The sequence below is a fragment of the Photorhabdus sp. P32 genome, assembly GCF_038085095.1.
Lineage (GTDB): Bacteria > Pseudomonadota > Gammaproteobacteria > Enterobacterales > Enterobacteriaceae > Photorhabdus > Photorhabdus luminescens.
In genome coordinates this window covers 103,091-123,543 of sequence record NZ_JAZGJN010000291.1, presented here as the reverse complement: position 1 = coordinate 123,543, position 20,453 = coordinate 103,091, and the positions used below count along the sequence as shown (strand labels likewise).

Below are 20,453 nucleotides of genomic sequence, written 5' to 3'. Positions count from 1 at the left end.
CATGATATTCACCCAATCACCGGCAAATATTTCTGTTTCAACCCGGCCGATTTATAGGCCGTATTCCTTATTGCGCTGGCGTTCTCTGGCGTGCCTGTGTTGTCGTGCGTATGCGCGGCGGTCAGTTCAACTAATTCCTTAACCACATCCAGCGTCTCTAACATCAAGGTCATGACGTTGATTTGCTGGCTGCCCACCCAAACCACAGATGTGTAAGGCCCAAAAACTGAAATTTATTGAAAACTTTTCATTTTCAGTTGGCGATTTCTATCGCGTCATCAATGCTAGCGCGATCTGATGAGGCTACTCCGCAAAAAGTGGCTTTTCCATTTCCAACGGTCAGTAACAACAAAACGGCGACAAAGATTTTCTTAACAGCTTTACTCTTAACCCAAGAAAACAAAGCTGTTTGCTAATTTTTCTGTGCAATAACACTATAAGTCGATGCATAGTTTTTCACCAGAGCTACCGAAAAGTTTTCAGCCAGTACTCTCAACTCTTCCAGAGGACCACTAACACCTTCAGGAAAGCTTCGTTCGATATTGGCCTTAACATCCAACAACCAATGCACAACATCAATATTAGATGGCAACACCCTCATATCTTTGATAATAAAGCCACTTTCTTCCAACACTTGTCTGAAATAGCCAGGTGTTTTTCGGTTAGCACAAGCTAAGCGATCAATGATGTCAGGAATATCCGATTTATAGCTATCCAACGCCACATTATAGAGGTTGTCAGAAATAATCACCTGACCACCAGCGCTCATCCGTTTGAACAATCCATTCATGGCCTTTTCATACAACGAATTCGGAAAATGCGAAATGACACCACGGATAATCACCAGATCATAAAGCTCTTGTGGATCAGGTAAGCGATCAATATCCTGTGCATTGCACAGATACAGATTGATACGCTCAGAAAGTCCATGTTGTGCGTGAAATTCAGCACAATACCGCAACTGCTGCTCGCTGATATTTACGCCATCCAAACGTTTGCATTCAGGAAAACGCTCAGCCAAATATTTCAGGATATAACCCCAACCACAACCAACATCTAAGACACGTCGAACCGCTGGTCGCTCAACTTTTGTTTCCAAACCAGCTAAAAGCAATTGACGATCAAAATAACGAATACCTGACTCATCCAATGAAATTGGCGGTTTTGAAGCTGGATCATCGTAAACACCAAACTGGAATAACAGCGTATCACCAATCACCTTACGCCAGCGTTCTGGATCTTCGCAATAAGCTTGTATCACTTTACCTTCGTAATCGTTGGTAGTTTCCCCTCGGATGATGTGATAGGGCGGGACAGGCTCAACATCAGTGCAAAACACATTATTAAAGCTACTCATGAGCTTTTCCTTATTAAAAGTCTTTAAAAGCGTCGCCCCCCTAAGTTGTCAGGATTTGCGGCGTCTTGGTAAATCTCAATAAAATATTCATATCTAATTAATTCAATGCCGTGGCTACTAATAAATTACACTATTATCAGATCTGTCTTTGCCACTCCTCAATATCTTGATACGAAAGGCCATCAATGATTTTTTTGAACCAAACCGTATACACATCAGGGGTATTATTAATTAGCTCCCTCAATTTCAGTGAATTAACCCATTTGTAATCGGACACCTCATCGGAGTTAATTATCGGTTCTTTATCAAACCGCCCGATAAAAACATGATCATATTCGTATTCAATCAAATCATTAGGCAGTCTCGCATGATAAATAAATGACGAAACCTTTTTCAATGGGCAATCAAAACCCATCTCTTCGCCAAGACGCCGGTGCGCGGCGTCTTCCAAAGCTTCACCAACCCTGGGGTGACCACAACAGCTATTAGTCCAAAGTCCCTCTGAATGATATTTGGTTGCAGCTCGCTTCTGTAGGAGTAAATTTCCTTCATTATCAAAAATAAAGATAGAAAAGGCCCGATGTAACATACCCTTCCGATGAATATCAGCTTTTCCCGCTGAGCCAATGGGATTGTCATATTTATCAACAAGAACAAGTATTTCATCCATTATTAATAGCCTTTGTGTGTATTGAATAACATAAAACCATAAAACTTACTTAACAATAAAATATAATCCATATTCTGCAAGTACTAAATTAATTTTAAAAGAATAAGAAAACTTCTCGTAATAATATGATATAAATCACAATATAAAAATATCTCATCCATTCCATTTTGACATTAATGAAAAAATAAAACAAATTAACACAATAATTATTAATGTTTTAATTAAACGGATTCAAAAAAGAATATATTCAATCTTAATCATTTACCATCAATACTCACCTGCTAAATTTGCTACAGATACAGATCATAACCTCGGGTATCACACCAAAGCCATAGCCGTTTCTCTCATCTTTTTGGATGTGCTTTTACAACCAGAAAACATCACAAAAAACTAAACGAATAGTAAACAAACAAGAAAAAATCCCCTTGATAACTAAACATTCATTAAACAACTGTTGATTTTTTATCTTAAAAAAACATAAATAAACATTCGTTGAAGTTTTGTTTAATACCAAAGGAGTATACTCACTGCTTGCAAATCTTCTTCCCTCCAGTATTTTTTAGAACTAGATAAAGAAATGGAATATATGTATCAACCTGCCAACTCAGGAATTCGACTGTTCACAGACTTAGTCGGAAAAAAAATCAGCCCAAGTCCCCATTGGTATTCTGCCCAGAATCGCACTAAATTTGCCTTACGCAGCGCTCTGATGCCGATATCGACACTAAAACTATTAAACCAAATAGTTAATACACCGTTTTATCTGGATATTTTGAAGAAACAACCTTGTTTGCCTTCTAAATTACATCGCCCTTATCTAAGTATTAACTTTAATAGAGCGCAGACGTTACGTGCAATAAATGAACATTACCAGCTATTATTTACTGGTTTGAATCAGTCTATTGTTAATAAAATATTTCGTTCCAATGCATATCCATTAGCAGTTATCAGCGGTAAGAGTGGAACTTATACTATTTTTTTAGATTCTATGGACTGTTTTAATAAAGAAGGTGAGCTTGCTCTATTTATTGCAACAGAAGATCATAAAACTTTAGCGAGATGCGCTTTCACATTACTCACCATTGCCGGTAAAAAAACACTGTTCATCGGTGGGCTACAAGGTTCCAAAGGAGACGCAACCCTTGAAATTATCCGCGATGCAACGAAAGATTGTTATGGATTATTTCCCAAACGCTTACTCATTGAATCCATTTGCCGTCTTGCTGCCCACTTTGAATGCCAACAAATTCTGGCAGCCAGCAATGATACTCACATCTATAAGAGCCTACGCTATTGGCATAAAAAGAAAGATAAATTAGTCGCTGATTACGACTCTTTCTGGGAATCATTAGGTGGAGAAAAAGGAAAAAATAAAGATTTCCATCTGCCATTATCCATTGAAAGAAAACCGCTTGAAGATATAGCCAGTAAAAAACGGTCGGAATATCGTCGCCGTTATCAATTATTGGATGAACTGGATAATGGAATGAGAGATTCTCTGCCTTCAGATTAAATCAGAATCAGGCCGCTACCTTTCACAGGACGGCCTAATTTTGAGATAGCTCTTACCTCGGTTTAACCATCTGCCATTCAAGATGCATCTTAACCGCAGGCCATTCGCAACTGATAATACTGTAAACACAAGTATCCCTAATACTGCCATCTTTAGATACAGCATGACTACGCAGAATCCCATCAAGTTTTGCGCCTAGTCGCTCTATCGCTTTCCGGCTCTGATGATTAAAAAAATGAGTGCGAAACTCCACTGCGATACATCCCAATTCTTCAAAAGCGTATTTCAATAAGAGATATTTTACTTCCGTATTAATATGTGTCCGCTGAACAGAACGTGCATACCAGGTATAACCGATTTCTACCCTGCGAGCACCAGAATCAATATTCATATAAGTGGTCATGCCAACCGCTTTACCTGTTCGATGATCAACAATAGCAAAAGGCAGCATAGTACCTTTTTCATGTAGCAATAAACGGCGTTCAATCTCGTTACCTAGCTCAGCCGGCGAAGGGACACTGGTATACCACAATTTATGCAGTTCACCCTCTTCAATGACCTGTAAAAATTCATCATGCCGTTGATGTGTCAGAGGTTCTAAAGTCACCCCTTTTCCTGCCAAAGTTACCCATTCAGTCATCTGTTTTTTCATAATAACCACTAATGCTATAAATTAAGTCAGATATAAAAGAGATCACCCTATTCCGGGGTCAAAACCGGAATCAAGTTAATATATGAAAAATTAATCTCCCATTAAAGCAAAACCGCACCTTTAACATTTCCGGCAACTGTCGCATCATTCAGAAAGAAATACTAAAACTAGGTAAACAAATCGCCTGACTGAATTAGTCATATTCTCTCTATGTAAGAATGCAAAGCTATTCCACAAATCATTCGGAAAAGTGAACGACTGAAAATCAATTATGGCCCATATTGTGGTCTGGTTAACCTTTCTGATACAAATTAATCAACAAGGAGTACATCAATAACTTTTGCATTCTGATTCTTTATCACTAACTCTATGACAGGACCTGATTTCATGACCTTCATCACATTCATTTAACATTTTTTTCCCAATTAACTTTATTCCATCTAAATTTGAACTAACACTCATCCGACCACTTATGGTTTTAACCGGTGGTTTAGGACACAATAATAATCTGGTTATGATTGACAAACACCCGATGGAGATTGCAATGAGCCATTATCCTCACCTGTTCGCCCCTCTAGACCTGGGGTTCACCACTCTGAAAAACCGCATTTTGATGGGATCAATGCACACTGGGCTAGAGGAACATCCCGATTCCCAGAGACTTGCCCGCTTTTACGCTGAACGGGCAGCCGGAGGCGTGGCATTGATTGTAACAGGCGGAATTTCGCCAAATAAACAAGGTGTTATAGGGAAAGGCACTGCATTCCTGGTAGATGAGAAAGATCTTATTCACCATAAAGTTATTACAGACGCAGTTCATCAGGCTGGTGGAAAAATTGCAATGCAAATCCTACATACCGGCCGTTACAGCTATCAACCAAACCTTGTCGCTCCTACTGCCATTCAAGCGCCGATTAATCCATTCATGCCTCGTGCAATGACAGAAGAAGAAATTCAGCAAACTATTGCTGACTTCGCTCATTGTGCTCAACTGGCACAACAAGCCGGTTATGATGGCGTAGAAATCATGGGTTCTGAAGGTTATCTGATTAACCAGTTCCTAACTGCTCGTACCAACCACCGCCAGGATAAATGGGGCGGAAGTTTCGAAAATCGAATGCGTTTTGCCGTAGAGATTGTTGAAGCAGTCCGTCAGGCAACAGGGAGAGAGTTTATTCTAATCTACCGGCTTTCGATGTTGGATTTAGTCGAGGATGGTTCTAATTGGCAGGAAATCGAGCAACTCGCTGTTGCCATTGAGCAAGCAGGAGCATCTATCATCAATACCGGTATCGGCTGGCATGAAGCTCGAATCCCAACGATTGCCACTATGGTTCCCCGCGCTGGATTCAGTTGGGTAACACAAAAGCTGATGGGGAAAGTTTCTATCCCATTGATCACAACAAACAGAATTAACGATCCCAACATTGCAGAACAAGTGCTCGCACAAGGTTGTGCCGATATGGTTTCTATGGCGCGACCTTTTCTGGCTGATGCTGAATTTGTTATGAAAGCCCAACAGGGGCGAATTGATGAGATTAACACTTGTATTGGCTGTAATCAGGCATGTCTGGATCAGATTTTTGTCGGTGAAATCGCCTCTTGTTTAGTTAATCCTCGCGCCTGCCACGAAACAGAAATGGCCTCTAAGCCTGTTTCCATGCCTAAAAAACTGGCGGTTGTTGGCTCAGGGCCTGCCGGATTGTCATTTGCAGTGACCGCTGCCAGTCGTGGTCATCACGTCACTCTGTTTGAGCGTGACGGACAGATTGGAGGACAATTTAATATTGCTAAACAGATCCCAGGTAAAGAAGAATTCCATGAAACATTACGTTATTTTCAGCGTCAGTTAGCAATCCATCATGTTGATGTACGGTTGAACCAGACCGCCACAACAGAAGCACTTTCTGATTTTGATGAGGTGATTATCGCCAGCGGTATCATACCTCGCCAACTCACAATCGAGGGTATCCATCACGAAAAGGTACTGAGCTACTTAGATGTATTAAGGGATAAGAAAAATGTCGGTCAACGTGTCGCTATCATTGGCGCAGGCGGTATCGGTTTTGATACCGCAGAATATCTGAGCCAATCAGGAAAAAGTACAAGTCTTGATAGCACCGATTTCAGCGAAAAATGGGGTATTGACCATAATCTGGCGCATCGTGGTGGCTTATCTCCTGAAGGCCCTAAACCAAAACCTTCTCCCCGAAAAATTTATCTATTACAACGTAAACCGACAAAAGTGGGTGAAGGATTAGGTAAAACAACAGGTTGGGTGCACAGAACCAATCTACACTTGCGTGGTGTGAAAATGCTCAACAATATGCAATATTTGAAAATAGATGATCAAGGATTACATATTAGCAGCAATGGGGAACAGCGTTGTCTTGCCGTAGATAACATCGTTATTTGCGCAGGGCAAGAGCCACTGAGAGAATTGTATCAGCCGTTACAGCAAGCGGGAAAAACTGTGCATCTTATTGGTGGGGCAGATGTTGCTGCCGAATTGGATGCTCGACGGGCTATCGATCAAGGTACTCGGTTAGGTCTTAAAATTTGATGATGAATAATAGCAGTCACAGACAAGTTGTAAAAACAGAGTAAATCCTCAAGCCGCGCCATTCCTGGCGCGGAAATTTTACGCTTTCTTCTAACCAATTTTTTAAACCTAAACACTTTAATTAATTACGTTAAGTTAGCTGATCCGACGACAGACGCTCATCCTCAGCCTGACAAACAGCAGCAGTGAACAATACATCGGTAGAAGAGTTCAGGCTGGTTTCCGCGGAATCTTGTAATATGCCGATAATAAAACCAACTGCCACAACCTGCATAGCCATCTCATTGGAAATCCCAAACATGCTACAGGCCAGAGGGATCAACAATAAGGACCCTCCTGCCACACCAGAAGCGCCACAGGCACAAATTGCAGCAACCACGCTCAGTAACAATGCAGTAGGCAGATCAACCGACATACCAAGCGTATTGACCGCTGCCAGAGTCAATACCGTAATAGTCACCGCAGCGCCCTCCATATTAATGGTTGCTCCCAATGGGATAGAAACCGAATAAGTATCTTCATGCAGATTCATACGGCGGCACATCGCCATATTCACCGGAATATTGGCTGCCGAACTGCGAGTGAAAAATGCCGTTACGCCACTTTCACGCAGGCAAGCAAATACCAGTGGATAAGGATTACGACGAATTTTCCAGTAAACAATCAATGGATTTACAATGAGTGCCATAACCAACATACAACCCAGTAATACAACCAGCAATTGGACATATCTCAGTAAGGCGCTCAATCCCGTTTCTGCAATAGTTGAAGACACCAGACCGAAAATACCAACCGGCGCCAAACGAATGACCACTCGAACAATCTGAGTAACCGCTTCAGACATATCATGAATCAGAGATTTAGTTGAATCTGTTGCATGACGCAAGGCGATACCCAAACCAACAGCCCAGGCAAGAATACCGATATAGTTACCATTCAGTAACGCGTTTACTGGATTAGCAACGACATTGACCAATACCCCTTTAATCACCTCCATAATATTTTCAGGTGGAGACATCTGAGCATCATTGACAGCTAGCACCAATTGTAACGGGAACATAAAGCTACCGACTACGGCAACCAACGCAGCAAAAAAAGTACCCAAGATATAAAGGATAAGAATTGGACGAATATTGGTTTTCTGACCTTTTTTATGGTTAGCAATAGAAGACATGACCAGAATCCAAACCAACACCGGGGCTACTGCTTTCAAGGCGCCAACGAACAACGTCCCAAGCAAACCGACTGATTTGGCAACCGAAGGCGTCAACCACGCTAACAGTATCCCTGCAATTAAACCTACCAAGATTTGTTTAACCAGGCTCCCTTGTACCATGTAATACACGAAGCCACGTTTTTGTTTTTCCATAGCTGATCCATTTTATTAACAGTTCTATTAAGCCTATATTTTTCTGTGTTTGCTTCCTCAGTATAGGGAAGCCAAGAGTAGTGAAAAGCGGCGATAGTTAAAATATACAACCTCGCCAGCACTTATTAACAATACATTCACATTTGTGTGATCAAAACGGCAATTTACACATTTACAAAGCACAATTATTTGTTTTTATGTTTAACCATTTCGCAGCAATTTAAGACAAGAAGAAACCATATCTTCCCATTCAAGAAAGATATGGTTATCTGTTAAAAGATAGTTACCTAATTACTGGATCTCTTTAGTTTTGTACTTGTTTACCCAAACATTAATAATCATTGTTATTGTCAAAATACTCGCCACAGTTCCCAGAGAAATCCCCATAGGAATATGATAAAAATCCATTATTAGCATTTTAATACCGATAAATATTAGAATGACTGATAAGCCATATTTCAGCATTGTAAATTTCTCTGCCACACCTGCCAGTAAAAAATACATTGCACGTAATCCTAAAATAGCGAAAAGATTAGAGGTCAAAACAATAAAAGGATCTGTAGTCACGGCAAAAATAGCAGGAATACTGTCTACCGCAAAAATAACGTCGCTAATTTCAACCAAAATTAGCACTAAGATTAGTGGAGTCGCATATAACAAACCTTTTTCTTTCACAAAGAAACGTTCTCCGTGAAGATTATCAGTGATACGAATATGCGCTTTTAGCCAACGGACAAAAGGTTTATCGCCTATCGGGGAATCATCCTCTTTCGCCAACGCCATCTTAACGCCGGTAATCAGCAGAAAGATGCCGAACAGATAGAGTATCCAACTAAATTGAGAAACCAGCCAACTCCCTGCAAAGATCATCACGGTACGCAGCACAATTGCGCCTAAGACACCATAAATGAGCACCCGACGTTGCAAATCTGCCGGAATAGCAAAATAGCTAAATAACATCAGCCAGACAAATACATTATCAACAGCAAGTGCTTTCTCAAGTAAATACCCGGTAAGGAAAGCCATTGCCTGACTATTAGCAACAGCTTCCCCTACGGTTTCTCTGCAATACCACCATAATCCTAATGCAAATAAGAGCGACAAACTTACCCAAATTACACTCCAGACAGCAGCTTGGCAAAACGACATTGCTTGCTCTTTTTTGCGTCCCTGTAAGGATAGATCCAGCAACAACATAATCGTAATTAAGACAGCGAAACTTCCCCATAACAGAGGATTACCCACAGAGTTCATTTTCTTTCTCTCACAAACAAAAACGGCTGAAGTCTCAGAAGACGCCAGCCGCTGCTATATTTCTCCCCACATCGTGGAGATGGATGTATTGCAAGCAACCCTCGCCTTCTGGCAAGGTCTCACTTACAACACAGAAAATGTACCTTCAGGTATAAATTCAAGGTTGCCCGGCTACCGGATGCTGCTGCATCGTAATGACGATAAACCGGCAAGGAAGTTACTCCCCTTTGCTGTGGTGAAAAATAAATCAAATTGATACAATAATCAATCTACCACTGAAAAAATATTGACTCGTGGTCAGTGGTCAGTGGTCAGTGGTCAGTGGTCAGTGGTCAGTGGTCAGTGGTCAGTAGACCATAAGCGAATAAAATGGCAGGTCAAACAGCAACTCATTTAAATCAAGAAACCTGGCAAACTATCCTCATAAACCCATTTCTTACCCCATTTTAATGAACGTTCAATTGGTCACCAAAATTTTCTGTTTAGTCCCCCCTGATTTTGTTACAGTGACGCAGGCTGATTTATTTGCCTTTTTCAACGATGAAAAGACATTAAAACCAGCCAAATAACGTAAAATAGGATGTAATTTAATCGGTTTAGCCTCATGTTTTCAGGATGAACGAACAAAGGCATTTTAGGAACACCTGATGGAAATAGTAAAAGAACTTATATATGCACTTTGGTACCAGGATTATGAAACTCTGGCTAACCCATCCCTATTATGGGCCATTTATATCATGCTATTTTTGATCCTCTTCCTTGAAAATGGCCTCCTTCCTGCCGCATTCCTACCAGGAGACAGCCTGCTTATACTCGTTGGCGTATTGATTGCCAAAGGCGCAATGAGTTTCCCTCTAACAATTGTAATATTAACTGCCGGAGCAAGCTTAGGTTGCTGGATCGGTTATCTACAGGGAAAATGGCTAGGAAATACCAAAATAGTGCAAGGCTGGCTTTCTCACCTCCCAGCCTACTACCACCAAAGAGCTTACAGTCTTTTTCATCGTCACGGCCTGTCTGCTTTACTTCTCGGCCGCTTCCTCGCATTTGTTAGAACCCTTCTACCAACACTTGCAGGTCTGACAGGTCTACAAAACAGCCGTTTCCAGTTTTTTAACTGGCTCAGTGGCTTCCTGTGGGTCATGATCCTTACCTCTTTAGGTTATGCACTTGGTAAGACCCCCATTTTCCGTCAGTATGAAGACTTGGTAATGAATTTCCTGATATTACTGCCACTTGTTTTACTCATTATTGGTTTTAGCGGCAGTTTGTTAGTTGTGTGGCGTAAAAAAACCTGCCAATCCCCTCAAAAAAAGTAATTAATTCCAATAAAACTTCATCTCCCTCCCTGCTGTAGATAGATGTATCGTTTGCAGCAGAACAGTAAAATATCTCTAATGTTTTTTATTCACCTTTCCAAATATAAGCTATATTTAAGGATAGTCTTTTCCGGCATCAGGAAAAGCGACTAACTAAGTCAAATATACACACCTTACATCGAGGAGTAATCTACATGTCACAGATGAAAAATACTGAAGATCTACGCATTGAACTGAAATCACTCGCAGAAACACTGGAAGAAGTGATCAAAAGCTCTGGCGATAAATCCAAAGTAGAGTTGGAAGAACTTCGCAACAAAGTAGAGGAAGTCATCAAAGATACTCGTTTTAAACTCGGTAATGCCAGCGATATGGTTGTTAAGAAAACAAAAGATATGGCGGGCCGTGCCGATCTCTATGTTCATGATAAGCCATGGACAAGCATCGGTATAGGTACTGTGGTCGGTGCCGTATTAGGTGTATTATTAGCTAAACGCTAATATGAGTAACTCATCCAAATCTCAAGGCCCCGGTAAAGGGGTCCTTGATATTCTCCAACGTATTGCCACTGTTGTTGTCGAGATAGTCGAAACTCGTTTGCAACTCATCGTTGTAGAGTTGGAAAAAGAAAAAGCCACTTTGATACAGCTGATAGTCATAGCCAGCTTGACATTACTGCTCACCGCTTTCGGCCTCATGTGTCTACTTGTTATGATTTTTTGGGCTATCGATCCCAACTGGCGTTTTACCGTATTAGCAAGTACCACCGGCACACTACTCGTTCTGGCGCTGATTGGCCTGATATGGACCATCAGGAAAGCGAGGAGTTCAACATTACTCAGCGCTACTCGAGAGCAACTCAAGATCGACCGAGAAATGCTGGAAGATTACAGTAATGAGTAAACAACGTCAGGAAAAAAAGCTGAAAAAACAGCAGCTACTCAGAAATATCCAGCTACAACGACTTGAACTTTCCCACAATACACAGCTCTGGAAGAACTTCACTGAACCTTATGACAAAAGCTGGCAAAAGCTTTTGTCATTAAAACCCTATCTGCGACCCGCAATCCATGCGATCTCTTTATATAGCCTCCGCCATCCTGTGAAATTTTATCATTTGTCGCGCTATATCATTCGACTATTGAAATAAAAATGGTAATAATTCTTCATAATATCCCTCGTTGATGATCACTCTGGTTGCTTATATTCAAAAACTTTGTATAAAATTGTTAATAATCCTTGCTTACAACTAAGTCCATCTCTCTTTAGTATACATTCCATCCGTTAATGATTAACAAATTGTGCTGTCTTCGGTTGGTAAAAGTTAATCATCAAACAAATTATTATTACTTTTCTGTGCCTTAGGAGTTGTTAATGAAAAAATTTGAAGATAGTGCTCTGTTACTAGCCCGCATTTTGATGCCGATTCTGTTTATCGTTGCAGGTTATGGAAAATTAGGTGATTCCTACGCGGATACTCAACAATATATGAATGCTATGGGTGTTCCTAGCTTTCTATTACCACTGACGATCTTACTTGAATTGGGTGGTGGTCTGGCAGTTTTATTGGGTTTCTTAACTCGTACTACCGCGTTATTTACCTTTGGTTTCTGTGTCTTAACGGCCATACTCTTCCACAGCAATTTTGCTGAAGGCATGAACCAGACTATGTTTCTCAAAAATCTGACCATCGGTGGAGGTTATCTGTTATTGTCTATCACAGGTCCGGGTAAATTCAGTATCGACCGCCTGATGAAGAGAAACTGGTAATATCCTGCTGTGATTGTTCTAAATCTGAAAAATAACAGTTTTCAGGTAAAAGGGGAAACGATCAAAATCCCACTTTCTCTCAAGGATTTTATCAGCCCGGTATCCGATATTCAGAAAGTGAATAGCAAGCCGAAAGATCTCGCAGATCTTTCGGCTTACTTTAATTAATAAGCCAAACTTCTATTGAATCACAGTAACTCTGATAAAATGGTTATTTTATCAAAACAAATAACCATCTTACTTTTCGGCGAGAAATAATAAAATCCATTTTCGATAATAAACCAAATTAATATTTTGAAAACATTATTAAGAATTTAATATAAAGAACATAGGTTTATCAATGTAAATCCAACTAATATCCACAGCACTAACTTAAATAAATAACAATAATTAATTTCAATATATTTAAAGGTTACTTTATCCAATCCAATTTTTTATCACAATAATCAATTCATGTAAAACATAGTAAAAAACGCAAAAACTAATTATAATAACTTCATAAAACAACAGTAAAAACACGATATTAATTGATTATATTAAACCACACCACAATATAATTATTCAAATTTATGATTAACATCTTTCCTCCTACAATTATCCACTCTTATATTCAAAGCTAATGAAAAAATAAAAAACAAACCTCATAAACTTAAATTAAAAACCATTTCAATAATAGGAATAATTCTTATATTATAAAAACAAAAATTAGAGATAAATATTAAAAATATCTACTTTAAAGATACGGCTAATTTTTTCAAAATTATAGAAAAGATTAAAAAGCCAGGATAGTTGAATGAAATAAAATAACAACACGTGTTTATAATGATAAATAACAGTATCAATCGACATAAAAAAACAGAACAAAAAAACAGCTTGACACATAACAGTGTGTATTAGAAAATTATTTAAGCAATATAAAATTTATTAAAAACATGGATAATAACATAAGATAATAGTCAATATTATAAATTGAATGATTCTATTTTCATTTCACAAGAAATGCTTATGCCAGATAATTCGCAGAATTCTTCACATAACAAACGAATGGGGAAGGAAAATGAAATATAAATCAATTATTTATACCATAATTTATTTAATGCCGTTTTATACCATTGGAGCCGGAAAATTAAAAGATGTTTGCGATGGAGAATTAATCCTTAATACATCTATAAGCAGTATAAATATTACAAGCAACCAAAATGGAAATGGGCCCGCCATGAATATATTAGTCGAAGGACAGTGGTATGATACATATCTAAGCCCTGGAATTGTAGAAGGTAACGGTATTTATGGGCTTTATGATATGATTAACACCGCTTATCTCAATGGATTAGAAGTTAACGTTTGCGTAAGGCTTGGTAATTTAAGAGGCATTGAATTAATTTATAGACCATAAATTTCTAGCCTAAAAAAATAGAATTAATATTAATCAACATATTTATAATGCACTGTTGAATTAATATTTAATTTCTACAGAATCAATAACGGAGGATTTATGACTATTTATGGTAAAAAAATACAGATAAATTTAACAAAAAGCTCTCCAGACCAACTATCTGTAAGTGATTTAAAAGCACAATTGACTGCTATTGGATTATCGTGTGAACTTGCCGATGAAAACTTACTTGAACAATATATTGAGGAAGTAAGAGAAGAAATAATTACAGGAAATACACAAGCATTTACAATTGGGGAGTATAATAATGGCAATTTCGTTCATACATCCAACGCTAATTGGCAACCTGAAGAAAGCGCTTTAGGGCTTAAAGAGCAATTAATTTATATTGGCGAATGGGAGCATTTTAAATGGTTAAGTGATAATTATAGTACATTTGCTGGAAATGTGGATAATCCACCATCCACAAAAGAAAAATACGATACCTTAGATGCAATAAAAAAAGCCTTTGTCCAGATTGCAGAAGGAGCTTCTGAAACTTTAGTCACACCTATGGATAAAGGAGATATGGAATCTGCGCTAACAAACCTTCTAAGCTCAGTTAATAATGACAATATCCAAAACTATGACTCCTTTTTCAGAACAAAATTATTCCTATTAATACAAAATTTCGATGCAACAAAAGATAAAGGTGATGGAGTTGGAGTATTAGGCGTAGAGTGGAGACTGAAAATACAAGATTATAAGCAGAAAAAGCAGAGTACCCAACATGATACACAAATTTTCCTAAGAAGCTGGTCTGTCACATATGATAATACCGATGATCTTATCAAGCAATATAACGCAGTGAAAGCTCATTTCAGCTAAAAATAATAAATGGAGACGGATTCGACTAATAATAAATACAATTTTTCAGAAAGTCGGCAGTTGCTATAGTGGCATCTTTCTTGCCAAAGAAAAATGCACTATGGCCTGGCCTATTTGTTGCCACTGATAAAGAAAAGATGCTCTATAATAATCCCGTCAAGAACAGTTAACGAATGCTCCGGGACGAAAGAAATTAAATTCTGAGTAAATAAACTCACTTTTCTTACAAGTGTTATGAGATACAACCAACCAGACAATCTGCTGTACTGGCTGGCACTATTTATGAATATTAGATTCGTTACGCCATAATTCCATACTTCGCTAAGCAATCATCGAATCATGTTTTTTTACAGCCTGTCTTCTAATTTGATTGTTCACATCACTTCTACTTACCGGCTAACAAACAATTTAGGGATTTCCCGCAAACACCAAGACTTAGCTTCCCCCATACTGTCTCGTCGCCATGCCATAATGACATTGGTATCATGACTGTATTCGGAGCTAATCACCTGCAAACGGCCCTCAATAATATCTTGTTCCACCATAGGATAAGGCATGGTAGCAACGCCTAGCCCAGCTAAGAGAGCACGGCGTTTATCTTCCAGAGAACTGACTGTCAAACGCTGTTGCTTATCTAACAATTGAACCGTCAGTACTGGGCGCTCCCTCGCTGTATCTGCTACAGCAATACCACGGTACTTCACCCTAGTGACATCAGACAAAGGTTCCGGTTCTTGATGTATAGGATGATCAGGGCTAGCGACATAAACATTGGTAATGCTGTAAAGCTGACGTGAATTAATTTCTGCCGATGCGCGAAAATGCATATCTGGCGCAATAACAATATCCGCCCGACCCGTTTCCAGCCTCTCCCATGCGCCAGCCAAAACCTCCGTCAACAAAGAGAGCTGAGTATTCGATTTTTGAGCAAGTTTGCCCACTAACGGGAATAATGAAGAAGCCGGAACCAACGCTTCACAAACAATTGTCATGTGAGTTTCCCAACCTCTCGCTAATGCTTCTGCATCAGCGGTTAATTTATCAGCAGCTTCAAGTAATTGACGTCCACGCTCAAGCAACATACGACCAACATTGGTGAATTTAGTTCTGTGACCCGAACGGTCAAACAGTACTACATCCAACTCCTCTTCTAATTTTTGCATCGTATAGCTAAGTGCAGAAGGAACACGGCCAAGCTCATCAGCCGCCGCAGCAAAACTTCCCCGCCGGTCAATCGCATCCATGACCCGGAGAGATTCCAGTGTAAGCGCTCGTTCTTTGCTCATATTTTTCTCAATCAGGAAATTTGAATATGGTGACCAGATTAACTGGCTAACATTTCGCCGTCCAGATAATTACTATTCTTAGTGTGTGTTTTTTTAAGGTAACCGCCATCATGATTATAAATAGAACAGCAAAACAATGTGGGAAAGCTGACTATGGTTGGCTACAGGCTCGTTATACATTTTCATTTGGTCACTATTTTGACCCAAAATTTTTAAGTTATGGCGCGCTGCGTGTACTCAATCAAGAAGTCATCGCCCCCAAAGCCGCTTTCCAACCGAAATCCTATCCACATGTGGATATATTGAATATTATTCTACAAGGTGAAGCGGAATACCGTGACAGCGAAGGCAACTACATCAGAGCCCGCAAGGGAGAATGTTTACTATTTTCTACCCGTCAAGGCATCAGTTACAGTGAACATAATGCCAGTACTAACAAACCACTGACGCGCTTGCAGCTTTGGCTGAATGCCTTTCCTCAGCAGGAAAGCTTACCATTGCAACGAATGGAGTTACCAGAACAGCCATTGTCTATGCTAGCTTCCCCAACCGCAGAAGACGGCAGTATGCAATTACGTCAGAAAGTGTGGGTAAATCATATTTTCCTTACTAAAAATCAATCTCATCATCTGCAATTAAAAGGAAAAAATGCCTATCTGCAATCCCTAAACGGCAATATAAAAATAAGAGGCAATTCCAAGGATAATACTTTGATTAAATGCGGAGATGGCGCTTTTATTCATGAAGAAAGTCGCCTGGTTTTGAAAGCAGATACTGAATTTCAAGGGCTGTTAATTGATCTGGCTGCTTGAAAAAGCGAAAGCCCCATCAGATTCAAATCTAATGGGGCCAAATTTTTGAAGTTGACCGATAAGCCGGGTTCTGTCGTGGACAGTCATTCATCTAGGCCAGCACTTACGCACTGGCTCAAGCAGCCTACCCGGGTTCGATACGGGCCGTACCTAATGAACCCCTATTTGGCCTTGCTCCGGGTGGAGTTTACCGTGCCACGGACTGTTACCAGCCGCGCGGTGCGCTCTTACCGCACCCTTTCACCCTTACCTGATCCTACATTAAGTAGGCCATCGGCGGTTTGCTCTCTGTTGCACTGGTCGTGGGCTTTCACCCCCCAGACGTTATCTGGCACCCTGCCCTGTGGAGCCCGGACTTTCCTCTCCTCTATCCATCATCCAAAGGATTAATGATAAAGCAGCGACTGTCTAGTCAACTCCGCGGCGGATTATAAGGGGTTTACCTAACGATGTATAGGCGTTTACTGATTATCTGCCTTGTTTATCAGCAATTACCATTATTCTTCATTCTGTCCCAACCCATGACGATAAAGTGCATTTTTCTTCACACCATGAATCTCTGCCGCCAATGCAGCCGCTTTTTTCAATGGCAATTCTTGTTGAAGAAGCGCCAGTGTTCTTAATGCCTCTGGAGGCAAAACATCGTCATCCAGTTTTTTATAGCCTTCAACGATCAATACCATTTCACCACGGCGACGGGTTTCATCTTCCTTAACCCACGCCAAAAGTTCACCTACCGGCATCCCCTGAATGGATTCCCAAGTCTTTGTCAATTCCCGCGCCAAAACGACGTAACGCTCAGCCCCCCACACTTCAACCATATCTTCCAAACTTTCGATCAGACGATGAGTGGATTCATAAAAAATTAATGTGCGCGACTCCTTTTCCAAAGCCCGCAAAGTATCACTTCGGCTCTTACGTTTTGCAGGCAAAAACCCTTCGTAACAGAAACGATCTGATGGCAAACCCGCAGCAGACAAGGCGGTTATCGCCGCACAAGGCCCTGGAAGCGGGACAACATGAATACCGGCTTCACGGCAACGGCGAACCAGATGATAACCAGGATCATTAATCAGGGGCGTTCCTGCATCAGAGACTAATGCAATACTTTGCCCTTGTTGAAGTTTTGTAATTAATTGATCTGCTTTCTGCTGTTCATTATGATCATGAAGTGCGAACATGCGCGCATTAATGGCAAAATGTTGAAGCAACAAGCCAGTATGTCGCGTATCTTCGGCAGCAATCAGATCGACATGCTCAAGAACTTCAAGCGCACGCTGAGTGATATCACCCAAGTTTCCAATGGGGGTTGGCACAACATATAGCGTGGATGTCGTAACCACTGCTCGATTAGGTTGATTCATTGTTTCATCCGAATGGCCGATTTAAAATTGAGCATCTTTGAAAAAAACATCGCTGGATACAGTATGCTTTCCTCAATTTTTGTGCGTATCAAAACTGGTTTAGTCTGTTCAGCTATGCTGGCAGTTATGATCATCGCAGGATGTACCGTGCCTGACCAACAGGGGCAACAACCTTTGCAAACTCAGGACAAAATCAGTACAGAAATCGCCCGTTATCAATCCATCATTGATGCCGCTCATGGCGAACCTTCTCTTGATGTTATCCGGGCTTATATCGCTCAGGAATCACTTATGAAAGAGAGTGCGGCTCATCAAAAAAATATTGATGATACCTGGCAAATGCTGACCCGTCTTTCACCACAAGAACGCCGTGGGTTAGTCATCAACGCTGATGAAAATATTCTGCAAGGCTGGCTGGACTTACTCAGTGCCTATCAGGATAACAAACAGGACTCTGACAAACTACAGGCGGCTATCCATGACTGGAAAATTCGTTATCCACAAAACCCTGCCGCACTGTCACTTCCAACTCAGTTACAACAAGCAGCCATCCAACCGCAAGATACGAATATCCGTATTGCTCTGTTCCTGCCATTAAGTGGTCAAGCAAAAGTATTCGGCGAAGCCATTCGCCAAGGTTTTCTTGATGCTCAAGCCGGTTTACCAAATACATCATTGCCAACAGAAAACCCGGAAAATTTATCTATAACAGACAGAGATAGCGCGTCAGATGGCGTGGTTTCTACTGATATGTCCCCCAGCGAAGTGGTGTCCATAGAATCAGCAACACCAACCATTCAGACAACTCCTGTCATAGCCAATGCGCCGATTAATACACAACAGGTCAAAATCTATGACACAGCAAGCCAGCCATTGGAAAACTTATTAATTCAAGCTAAGCAGGACGGCGTGAATTTAGTTGTCGGACCGTTGCTGAAACCCGATGTGGTTAAACTCGTTCAGACAAATACTTCATTAAATATGCTAGTACTCAACGAGTTAGATAATGCTCAACCACAGCCTAATATCTGCTATTTCTCTTTATCGCCAGAAGATGAAGCGAAAAATGCCGCGGAACACATTTGGCAGCAACAGAAACAGAATCCTCTGATTTTGGTCCCAAGAGGGACTTTTGGCGACCGCATTGCCAAAGCCTTTGCACAGGAATGGCAAAAACAAGGGGGACATACTGTTCTGCAACAAACCTTTGGCTCTTCCGCCGAACTGAAACAATTAATTAATAGAGGTACGGGTATTCGCCTGACAGGAACAGCCGTCAATGTCACAAGCAATCAACCTACATCAATCGCCATTGGCGATCTGGAAATCCCTCAGATAAACACCAATGTCGTTCCTGCCTCTACTGGCGGATCAGTGGATGCAGTTTATGTTGTTTCTACCCTGGATGAACTGACGCTGATTAAGACAATGATCGATATGGCAATCAGCTCCCGCGATAAACCCGCCCTTTACGCAAGTTCCCGTAGTAATCAGGCGGGCGTCGGTCCCGATTTCCGCCTGGAGATGGAAGGAATGCAATTCAGTGATATTCCCTTAATCGCCGGTGCTAACCTGCCGCTGATGCAACAAGCAGCCAGTAAATTTGCAAATGATTACTCCTTGATGCGCCTTTACGCTATGGGTATTGATGCCTGGTCATTAGCAAATCAATTCAATCAGGTTCAGCTTCAAAGTGATTTCCATCTCAATGGTGCTTCCGGGGTGCTATCCGTTCAGGAAAATTGCACCATTTTCCGACAGCTCTCATGGATGAAATATCATCAAGGCCAAATCACGGCTATTTAATTGAGTAATTTGCCGCTTGTCACCAAGCGGCATTTCAATTCAAATGACTCATTTCAGAATGAAAATAAAAAAACTGACAAGTTATTTGCTAGGACGTCACTATGAAACGCAGGCAAAGTTGTTTTTACAAAAACAAGGATTATCTTTTATCGCCACAAATGTGAAAGTTCGCGGTGGTGAAATTGACCTGATTATGAAAGACAAGCAAACTTGGGTTTTTATTGAAGTCCGTTTCCGCAAATCAGGGCAACATGGAGATGCACTAGAGACAGTCACCCATAGCAAGCGTAAAAAATTATTACACGCTGCCGCAATATGGCTGTTTCAACGGGGAGAATGTTTTGAAACCTCTTCTTGTCGCTTTGATATTTGTGCTATTACTGGTCAACAATTTGAATGGTTGCAAAATGCCTTCAATCAAAATGAGTTCACTCGTTAAAATGATACTGAGTAGG

Annotated in this window: 22 protein-coding genes and 1 other RNA gene; 14 read left to right on the top strand and 9 right to left on the bottom strand. The window is 40.5% G+C overall.

Features of this window, described 5'->3' with window-relative positions; genetic code table 11:
• Nucleotides 1-8 precede the first annotated feature (8 nt).
• The 3 genes from V2H77_RS21260 to idi all read right to left on the bottom strand — a co-directional run bounded on the left by V2H77_RS21260 (nucleotide 9) and on the right by idi (nucleotide 2,027).
• Nucleotides 9-206 (bottom strand): hypothetical protein, encoded by a 198-nt coding sequence (locus V2H77_RS21260; RefSeq protein WP_341500378.1) that lies wholly within the window; start codon nucleotides 204-206, stop codon nucleotides 9-11.
• 206 nt (nucleotides 207-412) lie between these two features.
• Entirely contained in the window at nucleotides 413-1,357 is a 945-nt protein-coding gene (locus V2H77_RS21255; RefSeq protein ID WP_341500377.1) for an SAM-dependent methyltransferase, read from the bottom strand.
• Nucleotides 1,358-1,493: 136 nt separating this feature from the next.
• Complete coding sequence (idi, locus tag V2H77_RS21250; protein WP_341500376.1) at nucleotides 1,494-2,027, bottom strand: isopentenyl-diphosphate Delta-isomerase; 534 nt, start codon at nucleotides 2,025-2,027, stop codon at nucleotides 1,494-1,496.
• A gap of 586 nt (nucleotides 2,028-2,613) precedes the next feature.
• Between idi and V2H77_RS21245 the strand changes: the two genes are divergently transcribed.
• Nucleotides 2,614-3,540 carry a VirK/YbjX family protein gene (locus V2H77_RS21245; protein ID WP_341500375.1) on the top strand — a complete coding sequence of 309 codons (927 nt, stop codon included), beginning with the start codon at nucleotides 2,614-2,616 and terminating at the stop codon, nucleotides 3,538-3,540.
• A gap of 52 nt (nucleotides 3,541-3,592) precedes the next feature.
• Here the strand turns inward: V2H77_RS21245 and V2H77_RS21240 are convergent, their stop codons facing one another.
• A complete protein-coding gene (locus tag V2H77_RS21240; RefSeq protein WP_341500374.1) occupies nucleotides 3,593-4,192 on the bottom strand; it encodes a GNAT family N-acetyltransferase in 600 nt (199 codons plus the stop codon).
• 544 nt (nucleotides 4,193-4,736) lie between these two features.
• Between V2H77_RS21240 and V2H77_RS21235 the strand changes: the two genes are divergently transcribed.
• Nucleotides 4,737-6,755, top strand: a complete 2,019-nt coding sequence (locus tag V2H77_RS21235; RefSeq protein WP_341500373.1) for an NADPH-dependent 2,4-dienoyl-CoA reductase — start codon at nucleotides 4,737-4,739, stop codon at nucleotides 6,753-6,755.
• A 130-nt stretch (nucleotides 6,756-6,885) separates the two neighbouring features.
• On the opposite strand, the gene sstT is transcribed toward V2H77_RS21235, so the two are convergent.
• Both sstT and V2H77_RS21225 read right to left on the bottom strand, forming a co-directional pair.
• Nucleotides 6,886-8,124 (bottom strand): serine/threonine transporter SstT, encoded by a 1,239-nt coding sequence (sstT, locus tag V2H77_RS21230; RefSeq protein WP_341500372.1) that lies wholly within the window; start codon nucleotides 8,122-8,124, stop codon nucleotides 6,886-6,888.
• Between the two features lie 291 nt (nucleotides 8,125-8,415).
• On the bottom strand, nucleotides 8,416-9,378 hold the full coding sequence (locus V2H77_RS21225) for a TerC family protein (protein ID WP_341500371.1): 963 nt from the start codon (nucleotides 9,376-9,378) through the stop codon (nucleotides 8,416-8,418).
• Nucleotides 9,379-9,466: 88 nt separating this feature from the next.
• Here V2H77_RS21225 and V2H77_RS21220 point away from each other — a divergent pair, with 88 nt between their 5' ends.
• From V2H77_RS21220 to V2H77_RS21180, 9 genes are all read left to right on the top strand, one after another.
• Nucleotides 9,467-9,634 (top strand): hypothetical protein, encoded by a 168-nt coding sequence (locus V2H77_RS21220; protein WP_341500370.1) that lies wholly within the window; start codon nucleotides 9,467-9,469, stop codon nucleotides 9,632-9,634.
• Nucleotides 9,635-10,025: 391 nt separating this feature from the next.
• Nucleotides 10,026-10,697, top strand: coding sequence for a DedA family protein (locus V2H77_RS21215; RefSeq protein ID WP_341500369.1), 672 nt, complete (start codon nucleotides 10,026-10,028; stop codon nucleotides 10,695-10,697).
• Between the two features lie 194 nt (nucleotides 10,698-10,891).
• On the top strand, nucleotides 10,892-11,197 hold the full coding sequence (locus tag V2H77_RS21210) for a DUF883 family protein (RefSeq protein ID WP_046396985.1): 306 nt from the start codon (nucleotides 10,892-10,894) through the stop codon (nucleotides 11,195-11,197).
• 1 nt (nucleotide 11,198) lies between these two features.
• Nucleotides 11,199-11,600: a phage holin family protein gene (locus V2H77_RS21205; protein ID WP_049582677.1), complete on the top strand. Its 402-nt coding sequence runs from the start codon at nucleotides 11,199-11,201 to the stop codon at nucleotides 11,598-11,600.
• Nucleotides 11,593-11,847, top strand: coding sequence for a YqjK-like family protein (locus V2H77_RS21200; protein ID WP_341500368.1), 255 nt, complete (start codon nucleotides 11,593-11,595; stop codon nucleotides 11,845-11,847). Before V2H77_RS21205 ends, V2H77_RS21200 begins: the two co-directional genes overlap by 8 nt.
• A 224-nt stretch (nucleotides 11,848-12,071) precedes the next feature.
• Nucleotides 12,072-12,467, top strand: a complete 396-nt coding sequence (locus tag V2H77_RS21195) for a DoxX family protein (RefSeq protein WP_341500367.1) — start codon at nucleotides 12,072-12,074, stop codon at nucleotides 12,465-12,467.
• 9 nt (nucleotides 12,468-12,476) lie between these two features.
• On the top strand, nucleotides 12,477-12,635 hold the full coding sequence (locus tag V2H77_RS21190; RefSeq protein ID WP_341500366.1) for a hypothetical protein: 159 nt from the start codon (nucleotides 12,477-12,479) through the stop codon (nucleotides 12,633-12,635).
• Between the two features lie 889 nt (nucleotides 12,636-13,524).
• Nucleotides 13,525-13,863: a hypothetical protein gene (locus V2H77_RS21185; protein WP_265380426.1), complete on the top strand. Its 339-nt coding sequence runs from the start codon at nucleotides 13,525-13,527 to the stop codon at nucleotides 13,861-13,863.
• A 99-nt stretch (nucleotides 13,864-13,962) separates the two neighbouring features.
• Nucleotides 13,963-14,730, top strand: coding sequence for a hypothetical protein (locus tag V2H77_RS21180; RefSeq protein ID WP_341500365.1), 768 nt, complete (start codon nucleotides 13,963-13,965; stop codon nucleotides 14,728-14,730).
• Between the two features lie 389 nt (nucleotides 14,731-15,119).
• Here V2H77_RS21180 and V2H77_RS21175 read toward each other — a convergent pair whose 3' ends face one another.
• Nucleotides 15,120-16,016 carry a LysR family transcriptional regulator gene (locus tag V2H77_RS21175; protein WP_265380424.1) on the bottom strand — a complete coding sequence of 299 codons (897 nt, stop codon included), beginning with the start codon at nucleotides 16,014-16,016 and terminating at the stop codon, nucleotides 15,120-15,122.
• A 110-nt stretch (nucleotides 16,017-16,126) separates the two neighbouring features.
• Here V2H77_RS21175 and V2H77_RS21170 point away from each other — a divergent pair, with 110 nt between their 5' ends.
• Entirely contained in the window at nucleotides 16,127-16,828 is a 702-nt protein-coding gene (locus V2H77_RS21170; protein WP_265380423.1) for a pirin family protein, read from the top strand.
• 43 nt (nucleotides 16,829-16,871) lie between these two features.
• On the opposite strand, the gene rnpB is transcribed toward V2H77_RS21170, so the two are convergent.
• An RNA gene (rnpB, locus tag V2H77_RS21165) (RNase P RNA component class A) lies at nucleotides 16,872-17,248 on the bottom strand.
• A 77-nt stretch (nucleotides 17,249-17,325) separates the two neighbouring features.
• Nucleotides 17,326-18,192, bottom strand: coding sequence for a 16S rRNA (cytidine(1402)-2'-O)-methyltransferase (gene rsmI, locus V2H77_RS21160; protein ID WP_265380422.1), 867 nt, complete (start codon nucleotides 18,190-18,192; stop codon nucleotides 17,326-17,328).
• Nucleotides 18,193-18,255: 63 nt separating this feature from the next.
• Here rsmI and V2H77_RS21155 point away from each other — a divergent pair, with 63 nt between their 5' ends.
• Together V2H77_RS21155 and V2H77_RS21150 are read left to right on the top strand one after the other, a co-directional pair.
• Entirely contained in the window at nucleotides 18,256-19,998 is a 1,743-nt protein-coding gene (locus tag V2H77_RS21155) for a penicillin-binding protein activator (RefSeq protein ID WP_341500364.1), read from the top strand.
• A gap of 58 nt (nucleotides 19,999-20,056) precedes the next feature.
• A complete protein-coding gene (locus V2H77_RS21150; RefSeq protein WP_341500363.1) occupies nucleotides 20,057-20,437 on the top strand; it encodes a YraN family protein in 381 nt (126 codons plus the stop codon).
• The last annotated feature ends 16 nt before the right edge of the window (nucleotides 20,438-20,453 follow it).

Excerpts from the sequence above, each read along its gene's own strand:
- V2H77_RS21255 (WP_341500377.1), bottom strand. The coding sequence starts at position 1,357 with ATGAGTAGCTTTAATAATGTGTTTTGCACTGATGTTGAGCCTGTCCCG.
- idi (WP_341500376.1), bottom strand. The coding sequence starts at position 2,027 with ATGGATGAAATACTTGTTCTTGTTGATAAATATGACAATCCCATTGGC.
- V2H77_RS21245 (WP_341500375.1), top strand. The coding sequence starts at position 2,614 with ATGTATCAACCTGCCAACTCAGGAATTCGACTGTTCACAGACTTAGTC.
- V2H77_RS21240 (WP_341500374.1), bottom strand. The coding sequence starts at position 4,192 with ATGAAAAAACAGATGACTGAATGGGTAACTTTGGCAGGAAAAGGGGTG.
- V2H77_RS21235 (WP_341500373.1), top strand. The coding sequence starts at position 4,737 with ATGAGCCATTATCCTCACCTGTTCGCCCCTCTAGACCTGGGGTTCACC.
- sstT (WP_341500372.1), bottom strand. The coding sequence starts at position 8,124 with ATGGAAAAACAAAAACGTGGCTTCGTGTATTACATGGTACAAGGGAGC.
- V2H77_RS21225 (WP_341500371.1), bottom strand. The coding sequence starts at position 9,378 with ATGAACTCTGTGGGTAATCCTCTGTTATGGGGAAGTTTCGCTGTCTTA.
- V2H77_RS21215 (WP_341500369.1), top strand. The coding sequence starts at position 10,026 with ATGGAAATAGTAAAAGAACTTATATATGCACTTTGGTACCAGGATTAT.
- V2H77_RS21210 (WP_046396985.1), top strand. The coding sequence starts at position 10,892 with ATGTCACAGATGAAAAATACTGAAGATCTACGCATTGAACTGAAATCA.
- V2H77_RS21205 (WP_049582677.1), top strand. The coding sequence starts at position 11,199 with ATGAGTAACTCATCCAAATCTCAAGGCCCCGGTAAAGGGGTCCTTGAT.
- V2H77_RS21200 (WP_341500368.1), top strand. The coding sequence starts at position 11,593 with ATGAGTAAACAACGTCAGGAAAAAAAGCTGAAAAAACAGCAGCTACTC.
- V2H77_RS21195 (WP_341500367.1), top strand. The coding sequence starts at position 12,072 with ATGAAAAAATTTGAAGATAGTGCTCTGTTACTAGCCCGCATTTTGATG.
- V2H77_RS21185 (WP_265380426.1), top strand. The coding sequence starts at position 13,525 with ATGAAATATAAATCAATTATTTATACCATAATTTATTTAATGCCGTTT.
- V2H77_RS21180 (WP_341500365.1), top strand. The coding sequence starts at position 13,963 with ATGACTATTTATGGTAAAAAAATACAGATAAATTTAACAAAAAGCTCT.
- V2H77_RS21175 (WP_265380424.1), bottom strand. The coding sequence starts at position 16,016 with ATGAGCAAAGAACGAGCGCTTACACTGGAATCTCTCCGGGTCATGGAT.
- V2H77_RS21170 (WP_265380423.1), top strand. The coding sequence starts at position 16,127 with ATGATTATAAATAGAACAGCAAAACAATGTGGGAAAGCTGACTATGGT.
- rsmI (WP_265380422.1), bottom strand. The coding sequence starts at position 18,192 with ATGAATCAACCTAATCGAGCAGTGGTTACGACATCCACGCTATATGTT.
- V2H77_RS21155 (WP_341500364.1), top strand. The coding sequence starts at position 18,256 with ATGCTTTCCTCAATTTTTGTGCGTATCAAAACTGGTTTAGTCTGTTCA.
- V2H77_RS21150 (WP_341500363.1), top strand. The coding sequence starts at position 20,057 with ATGAAAATAAAAAAACTGACAAGTTATTTGCTAGGACGTCACTATGAA.